Below are 1,590 nucleotides of genomic sequence, written 5' to 3'. Positions count from 1 at the left end.
CCCAGCACCTCGCGGAACGACGGGTCACCGGACAGGTCCGTGCGCACCACCAGGGTGTTGACGAAGAACCCGACCAGGTCGTCCAGCGCCTCGTCCGTGCGCCCGGCCACCGCCGCGCCGATCGGGATGTCGGTCCCCGCGCCGATCCGGGACAGCAGCACCGCCAGCGCGGCCTGCAGCACCATGAACATGGTCACGCCCTCGGCCCGCGCCAACTCCACCAGCCGGGTGTGCAGTTCGGCCGGGAGAGTGAGCGACACGGTATGCCCACGGTGACTCGCCACCGCCGGACGCGGGCGGTCGAAGGGCAGCTCCAACTCCTCCGGCGCACCGGTCAGTTCCTCGCGCCAGTACGCCACCTGCCGCGACAGCAGACTCCCCGGTTCGTCCGCCCCGCCGAGCAGTTCGCGCTGCCACAGGGCGTAGTCCCCGTACTGCACGGGCAGTGGCGCCCACTCCGGGGCCCGGCCCTCCGAGCGCGCCGCATACGCGGCGGCGATGTCCCGGGACAGCGGGCCCATCGACCAGCCGTCACTCGCTATGTGATGCACCAGCAGCACCAGGACGTGCTCGTCCGGGCCCGCCGTGAACAGCCACGCCCGCACCGGCACGTCCGCCGAGAGGTCGAACACGTGCCGCGCCGCCTCGGCAGCCGCGGCTGCCAGCTCGTCCGAGGCGATCTCGACCAGTTCCAGCTCCCACTCGAACTCGTCCGGCTCCAGGATCCGCTGGTAGGGCTCGCCGTCGGCGACGGTCAGCACCGTGCGCAGCACCTCGTGCCGACCCAGCACATCCCGCAGCGCCGCGTTCATCGCCTCCCGGTCCACCTCGCCCGACAGCCGCAGCGCGACCGGCAGGTTGTAGGTGGCGCTCGGCCCCTCCAGCTGCCCGACGATCCACAACCGCTGCTGCGCGAAGGAGAGCGGCAGCCGCTCGGGACGCTCCCCGGCGACCAGCGCCACCCGGGCGACCTGGCCCGCAACGCTGAGCCGGGTGGCCAGCGCCGCGACCGTCGGCGCCTCGAACAGTGCCCGCAGCGGCAGCTCCACGCCCAGCACCGCACGGATCCGGCTGATCAGCCGCACCGCCAGCAGCGAGTGCCCGCCCAGCGCGAAGAAGTCGTCCTCGGCCCCGATGCTCTCCCGGCCCAGCACCTGCGCGAACGCCCCGCACAGAAGCTCCTCCTGCGGGGTGGCCGGACCGCGACCGGCACCCGCGACGGCCGCGAAGTCCGGGGCGGGCAGCGCGCGGCGGTCCAGCTTGCCGTTGATGGTCACCGGCAGCGCGTCCAGCACCACCACCGCCGAGGGCACCATGTACTCCGGCAACCGCTGCGCGGCGAACGCGTGGATGTCCTGCGGGAGTTCGCCGTCGGCACCGGCGGCGGCCACCACGTAGGCGACCAGCCGCACGTCGCCGGGCGCGTCCGCACGCGCCACCACTGCGGCCTGTGCCACCCGCGCGTGCTCGGCGATCACGGCCTGGATCTCGCCCAGCTCGATGCGGAAACCGCGCAGCTTCACCTGGTCGTCGGTGCGGCCCAGGTACTCCAGCGCGCCGTCCGCGTTCCAGCGCGCCAGGTCACCCGTG

1 protein-coding gene is annotated in these 1,590 nt (G+C 73.6%); it reads right to left on the bottom strand.

The window, feature by feature from the left end; genetic code table 11:
• Positions 1-1,590: condensation domain-containing protein (locus tag ABZ449_RS42095; protein ID WP_360357455.1), on the bottom strand; the 1,590-nt coding region annotated here is incomplete at both ends.

The organism is Kitasatospora sp. NPDC005856 (assembly GCF_040629945.1).
Classification (GTDB): Bacteria; Actinomycetota; Actinomycetes; order Streptomycetales; family Streptomycetaceae; genus Kitasatospora.
The sequence above is the reverse complement of the archived record's forward strand: the minus strand, read 5'-3'. Positions and strand labels throughout refer to the sequence as shown.